The organism is Novipirellula sp. (genome assembly GCF_041583735.1).
Classification (GTDB): Bacteria; Planctomycetota; Planctomycetia; order Pirellulales; family Pirellulaceae; genus Novipirellula.
On record NZ_JBFHFD010000478.1, the window covers coordinates 1 to 6642 of the forward strand.

2 protein-coding genes and 1 pseudogene are annotated in these 6642 nt (G+C 56.1%); 1 reads left to right on the top strand and 2 read right to left on the bottom strand.

The window, feature by feature from the left end; translation table 11 throughout:
* Positions 1 to 1202 (bottom strand): annotated as a pseudogene (locus ABX962_RS26215) (hypothetical protein); the annotation flags it as partial.
* Positions 1203 to 1281: 79 nt separating this feature from the next.
* The gene (locus tag ABX962_RS26220) at positions 1282 to 2274 is read right to left on the bottom strand and encodes a hypothetical protein (protein WP_372723780.1); all 993 of its coding nucleotides are present in this window, start codon (positions 2272 to 2274) and stop codon (positions 1282 to 1284) included.
* 475 nt (positions 2275 to 2749) lie between these two features.
* On the opposite strand from ABX962_RS26220, the gene metH reads away from it, so the two are divergent.
* Complete coding sequence (metH, locus tag ABX962_RS26225; protein ID WP_372723782.1) at positions 2750 to 6454, top strand: methionine synthase; 3705 nt, start codon at positions 2750 to 2752, stop codon at positions 6452 to 6454.
* Positions 6455 to 6642 lie beyond the last annotated feature (188 nt).

Sequence of the window (6642 nt, forward strand, 5' to 3'; positions counted from 1 at the left end):
AGCCATCCATATTCGACATCCAGGCTCAGTTCGTCGACGAGCGTCGGCGTTACAAGGTCGGCGTCCACCAGCGCGACGCGAATCCCGGCTGCGGCGGCGGCCATGGCAACCCCGGTGGCAACCGTGCTGCGGCCCTCTTCGTGATGCACGCTGGTGACCAACACGCTGTCGAGACCGGTTTGCACGGCGCCGAGCATCTGTTCGGCCACCATTTGGAATAATTCGCCTTCGAAAAACAGCTTGGCAACGTTGCTGGGCACGTCAAATTGATCGACTTCCCAGGCCGCTTTTAACTTCGCAGCCACAGCAGGAGCTGCTTCGGGAGTCGGGCTCGGCGAGGTTTCTACCACCTCGACCGGATCGGCGGACGGGATTGTGTTTGCAGCCGGCATTGCAGCGGCCAGCATTGCAGCGTCCGGCGTTGCAGTGGCAGGCGGCGGAGATGCCTCGGCCGCCAGGGGCTGCGTCGGGATTGCTGACGTATCGGTTTGGTTTTTTCGTTGGCTGGTCGTTCGCGCGGCCGCCGTCTTGCTCGACAAGATGCGTTGCAGCTCGATGATCGACGCTTCATGCGACGTGGATTTTGCTTCCGAACGGGACTTCGCTTCCGAATAGGGCTTTGCTTCGGGAACCCGCGGCGTCTTCACTGCCGGGGCGGCAGCGGGTATCGCGGCAGCAGGCGGCACAGCAGCGGGAATCGCGGTGCGAGTGGTTGCTTTCGCTGGTTTTGCAGTGTTTTCCGGTTTCGGTGCCGCAGTGGGGGTTACCGTGCTTTCGTCCAGCTCTCGCGCGACGAAGGGAGTGAATCCGCCACCGATGATGTCGCTGGTTCCTGTGTACGATTCACTGGCGAACGAAGTGATCGTGTGTTGCAGCGACGCCAATACATTGGCATTGGGGATTGGATCTGATTCCGGTTCGGGAAACGATTCCATCGCGTCTTCGGACTCGGCCGCGATTTCATCACGAAGATTCGTCACGCGAATGTCGGTCGCAAAATGCGGAGCCGGGACATGTTCGGCTACCTCATGATCCGCACGAATCTTTTGGTCGTCGGTTTCATCGATCCACCATGTTGCTGGCGCTGGCGACCGTGGCTTCGTTTCCACGCCAGACTGGTTCTGCTGGTGGGACGAATTCGTATCCGCGTTGCGGTTTCGTCTTGCAAAGGCTTTGACAAAGGCCTGGTTGTTAGCAGTCATGGTTGTTACCGAGCAGTGAAAATTTGAAGCTTGATGTCGTTAGATGAAAGGGGCGATGTGAGTTCACGACGCGAATGATCTAGTTCGCAACCGGTTGCGATGGCAAGTACTGTTCCCAGTTGAAGATGCCACGTGGAGTGGCCGATTCTTGGGGCGTTGCCGGTGCCGGAGCGGCTACCGAGGTTGGTTTGGCAGCCGACAAATCGGGCAGTTCGGAATTGGCCGTGTCGCCGCCAAGATTTATGGTGTTTGGGCTTTCAAGAGGCGACGTGGAAAAGTCTGCCGTCGGCGCCTTGTGCGAGTGAACGGTTGCGTTCAGTGCCGCAATCGCAGGATCGATCCCGCGAGGGCTGCTAACCGTGCTTGCTGGTGTTCCCGCGGACAATTTTGGATCTTCGGTGGGTGCTGTGGCATCGGCCTTCACTGCCACTTTCGCGGCGGGCGACGAATCGGGGGTCATCAGGGCAACGTTTGCCTTCGCGGTCGGTACCGTCGCGGGGGCCGGTTCAGCGTGCCCTGATACATCGGTGTTGATGTCTTCATCGGCAAACACGACCAAGTCTTCGGGAGGAAGCAGGTCGGTCAGTTGGGAATCGGCAACCGACGGTTCGCTTGACGATTGAGTCGCTCGGCGGCTTACTTTCACGGCAAAAATGATCACTAACAACAGCATGGCAATGACAAGTGCATTGGCGCTGATTAGTTGTTGCCAATTTCGTTTCGGTGTTTGCGCTGCCAATGCGACCGCAGGAGTCTTGGGCGTTGCAGAGTCCATGATTGTCGCAGGCGCGGTGGCTTTCGCAGGCACCGTGGCGGCTTCTGCGAAAACCGCAGGGGAACGATTCGCGGTGGACGAAGGGATCGTCGCCGAAATGGTGGGGCTGTTTGTGGCATCCTGGGCCGTCGCAGCCTGAATGGCGGTGTCGCAGATTGTCGCAGCGTTGGAAACCGATGCGTGATACGGCTCGGTTGTGCCGGCCGAATCACCCGGATGCGAGGTTTTGATTGAGGAATTCGCCTGCGATGTTGCCGCTGATCCGGTGACCGTCGCCGGTATTTCAGCCTCACTCACAGACCGTGTTGTGCTTGCAGATTGGCTCGGGGTCAAGTTTTTGAGCTTAAACAGCGTCGGTGGCAATGCGGTGTTCGAGTCCCCGTCGCCCTTCGAGCGTTCGTCTGCCGCTCTGACTGGCGAGCGTCTGACGTCTTGCGTGGCTTTTTGCGAGACGGTCATGTGATCTTCCTGATACACGAGTGCGAGGCGTTTCAAGCTTTACTGACAAACATGGCGAGCCGGGTCGGATCCCCTACAGGACTAGATCGGTACGCAACATGGATGATCTTTAGGAATCTGCGGAATAGACAAACTTTGCCGATTGATCAAGATGAAATGACATCTTTTAATGCCAGCAAACCGTAATGCCAGCAAACGAGGGGATTTTGCTCGCAGAATCAGGCATCACCTTGTGAAACAGCGAACAGGAAACGAAGATACGTGTCCTGGAAATGCCTCCCCTTGCCATTTTTCGCTAAAAATACGCGGCACAATGCTTCAATCTGGAACGACTCAATCTGTTATTTCCGAGCTCCTACGCGAGCGGATTCTGCTGCTCGATGGGGCGATGGGGACCATGATCCAACGTCTCGGTTTGGACGAGGCGGGGGTGCGAGGCGAGCGATTTGCCGATCATGATCCCAAAAAAGATTTGAAGAATTTCTCCGATATTCTTTGTCTGACCCACCCCGATAAGATTACCGCGATCCACGCGGCCTACTACGAAGCGGGCAGTGATATCGTCGAAACCAATTCTTTTGGTGCCTCGCCGGTTGGAATGATCGAGTTTGGATTGCCACTTGAATTGGTTGATGAAATCAATCACGCCGCCGTGGCTTGTGCCCGCAAAGCGGCCGATGAGTGGACCGAACGGACACCGGATAAGCCGCGTTTTGTCGCCGGATCGATTGGCCCGACCACAAAACAGTTGGCGATCAGCACCGAGGAAGACCCGGCTCACCGTGGCGCCACGTTCGAAGAGATGGTCGACAGTTATCGCGCCCAGGTCAATTCGCTTGTCGCCGCGGGTGTCGATATCCTGTTGCCCGAAACCGCCATCGACACGCTTAATTTGAAAGCGTGTTTGTTCGCGATCCAAGACTTCTTTAACGCGGGGGGACGCCGGGTTCCTGTGATGGCGAGCGGTACGTTTGGTGATGGTGGACGAACGTTCGTCAGTGCTCAAAGCGTCGAAGCGTTTTGGACTGCTATCAATCACTTCCCGCTGTTGTCGGTGGGCATGAACTGTGCCCTCGGCCCTGACGTGATGCGGCCCCATATCGAAGAACTTTCGCACGTCGCGGAGATCCCGATTTCGTGCCATCCCAACGCTGGTTTGCCGAACGAGATGGGGGAATTCGATCTCGGTCCTAAAGCGATGGCGGAAAAAGTGGGCGAGTACGCCGACAATGGTTGGCTAAATATTTTGGGCGGCTGTTGCGGTACGACCCCCGATCACATCCGCGCGATGGCCGAACGGGTCAAGGGACGCAAGCCGAAACAGGAGACGCACGGACCGGTTTACACCCGGTTGTCCGGCCAGCTTCCGATGGTGATGCGGCCTGAAATTCCGTTCACTATGATCGGCGAACGAACCAACGTCGCGGGCAGTAAAAAGTTTGCTCGATTGATCCGCGAAGACAAATACGAGGAAGCAGTCGATATTGCGCGTGAACAGGTCGAAAACGGGGCGACCATTATCGACGTCAACTTTGACGAAGGGATGCTCGATGGCGTCGCGGCGATGGAGCGTTTCTTGCGTCTGATCGCGGGGGACGGGGTGGTTGCTGCGGTGCCGGTGATGATCGACAGCAGCAAGTGGGAAGTGCTCGAAGCGGGACTTCGCAATGTCCAAGGGAAAGCGATCGTCAACTCGATCTCGCTCAAAGACGGCGAGGAAGAGTTCCTCCGCCGGGCGCGTTTGGTTCGCCAATATGGTGCGGCTGCCGTGGTCATGGCGTTTGACGAAGAGGGACAGGCTGCTGATGAAGAGAGCAAGGTTCGGATCTGTAAGCGTGCCTACGATCTACTCACCACAAAGATCAATTTTCCTCCGCAAGACATCATCTTTGACCCGAATATCCTGACCGTGGCGACGGGAATGGAAGAGCACAACAACTACGCCGTTGATTTTATCAATGCCGTCGCGCGAATCAAAAAAGAATGTCCCGGTGCAAAGACGAGCGGTGGAGTCAGTAACATCAGCTTCAGTTTCCGCGGAAACGATCCTGTCCGCGAAGCGATCCACAGCGCGTTCCTGTTCCACGCCATCAAGGCCGGTTTGGACATGGGAATCGTCAACGCGGGACAGTTAGAAGTCTACGAAGAGGTGCCAAAGGATCTACTCGAGCATGTCGAGGATGTGCTGCTGAATCGCCGCCCCGACGCAACCGACCGGATGCTCGAATTTGCCGAGACGGTAAAAGGCGGCGGCAAAAAGAAATCAGGCGAAGACCTGGCTTGGCGTGACCAATCGGTGGCCGAGCGGATGAAACACGCGCTGATCAAAGGGATCGACAAGTACATCGTCGAAGATACCGAAGAGGCACGCCAGCACTTTGACAAGTGTCTGCAAGTGATCGAAGGTCCGTTGATGGACGGCATGAAAGTCGTTGGTGACCTGTTTGGTGCCGGTAAGATGTTTCTGCCGCAAGTCGTCAAAAGCGCTCGCGTGATGAAGAAAGCGGTGGCCTATTTGGAACCGTACATGGACGAGGAGAAGCGACTCGCGGGGACCGAAAATGATGCCGCACGCGGCAAGTTCTTGATCGCCACAGTCAAGGGCGACGTGCATGATATTGGTAAAAACATCGTCGGCGTGGTGTTGCAGTGCAATAACTACGAGGTCATTGACCTTGGCGTGATGGTTTCTGCGGAACGGATTTTAGAAGAAGCGGTCAAGCAAGACGTGGATATGATTGGGCTGAGCGGTCTGATCACCCCAAGTCTTGATGAGATGACACACGTCGCACGCGAGATGAAGCGTGCAGGAATGACGATGCCATTGTTGGTCGGCGGTGCAACTACCAGCGCCAAGCACACTGCGGTCAAGATTTGCCCGGCATACGACGGGCCCGTGATCCATGTACTCGATGCCAGCCGTAGCGTGAACGTTGTCGAACGACTGCTCAGCAAAGAGCATCGCGACGAGTTTATCGCCAACAATGTCGAAGAGCAAAAGAAGTTGGTCGCCAGTTTCCGCGATCGGCAACAAAAGCTGGTGCCATACGCGGAAGCATTCGAAAAACGATTCGCAACCGATTGGGCCAACGTGCAAATCGACAAGCCTTCGTTTACCGGCGTGAAAGTGCTGAAGGATTTTCCACTTGCCGAGATTCGTCCTTACATCGATTGGTCGCCGTTCTTCATGACTTGGGAATTGAAGGGCAAGTATCCCAAGATTTTCGATGATGCCGTGGTCGGCGAAGAAGCCAAGAAGATCTATGACGACGCTAACGCACTGATGGATCAAGTCATTGCCGATGGATCGCTCAAAGCGAACGCGACCTATGCGTTTTGGCCAGCGGCCAGCGACGGAGACGACGTGATTCTGTATACCGACGAATCACGCAGCAAAGAATTGTCGCGTTTCCATTTCTTGCGTCAGCAGTGGGAACGCAAGGGGCAAAAAGATTATCGTTCGCTCGCTGATTACATCGCACCAGTCGACAGTGGTCGCCAGGACTATATCGGTGGCTTCGTGGTTACCGCTGGGATCGGCGCTGATGAATTGGCCAAGAAATTCCGAGCGGAACTGGACGATTACAAGGCGATCATGGTGCAAGCGGTCGCCGACCGATTCGCCGAAGCGTTCGCGGAATTGCTGCACGAACGTGCGCGAGCGGATTGGGGGTTTGGTCAAAACGAAGGCCTCGATAAAGACGACTTGATCAGCGAGAAGTATCGTGGCATTCGTCCGGCCGCCGGCTACCCGGCTTGTCCCGATCACACCGAAAAACGCACGCTGTTTGATCTGTTGGATGCCGAAAAGAGTACCGGGGTCGAGTTGACATCAAGCTATGCAATGTACCCCGGCGCGGCGGTTAGCGGTTTGTACTTCGGTCACCCCGAAGCTCGCTACTTCACCGTCGACCGAATGACCAAGGATCAAATCGAAGCGTACGCCAAGCGAAAAGGCAAACCAATCTCGGAAATCGAGCGTTGGCTCAGCCCGAACTTGGCCTACGAACCCGAATAAGTTGTGGGATAGGCTTCCAGCCTGTCAAAGCATCCCCATCTCGTAGCGGAACTCGTCAAGAGTTTCGTCACAGACGTAGGGCCGGTTCCCATCGGCCGGCTTGCTTCAATCCAGGCCGAAACACGCATCAAGCGTTTTGGATCGTCTTGCAAACACCGCGAAACTCTTGCTGCCTTTGTGCTACGTCG